Here is a 519-nt window from a genome sequence, read left to right on the forward strand (position 1 = left end):
CACGTCCTTCATCGCCTCTGACTGCCAGGGCATCCACCGTGTACGCTTAGTCGCTTAACCTCACAACCCACAGGCGTTTTGCAACGCTGCGGACTGCAAGCATTTGAGAGACTCGAACGCATCGCCACTTCATTCTTATTACGGAGAATGAATACGACGCGTCGTTTCAATTTTCAGCTTGTTCCGGATTGTTAAAGAGCAAATACTTCGCAGCATGCTTAATCGGCACACTCTGAAGTATTATCGGTAACGCCTTTCACTCATTACCAGCAAGTGGCGTCCCCTAGGGGATTCGAACCCCTGTTACCGCCGTGAAAGGGCGGTGTCCTAGGCCTCTAGACGAAGGGGACACTGAAGTCTCTTTCGTAAGACGCTTTGCTCATTACTTTTTCATCAGACAATCTGTGTGAGCACTTCGCGGGAAAGTATCTTCAGGTAAGGAGGTGATCCAACCGCAGGTTCCCCTACGGTTACCTTGTTACGACTTCACCCCAGTCATGAATCACAAAGTGGTAAGCG

The 519-nt window shown here is 50.1% G+C and carries 1 tRNA gene and 1 rRNA gene; both read right to left on the reverse strand.

Going from position 1 to position 519, the window contains the following annotated elements:
* Positions 1 to 274 precede the first annotated feature (274 nt).
* A tRNA-Glu gene (locus tag F3J41_RS23220) sits at positions 275 to 350 on the reverse strand.
* A gap of 86 nt (positions 351 to 436) precedes the next feature.
* Positions 437 to 519: ribosomal RNA gene (locus tag F3J41_RS23225) — 16S ribosomal RNA — on the reverse strand; the annotation flags it as partial.

It is taken from the genome of Pantoea sp. Ap-870, from assembly GCF_011752515.1.
Taxonomy (GTDB): Bacteria; Pseudomonadota; Gammaproteobacteria; order Enterobacterales; family Enterobacteriaceae; genus Pantoea; species Pantoea dispersa.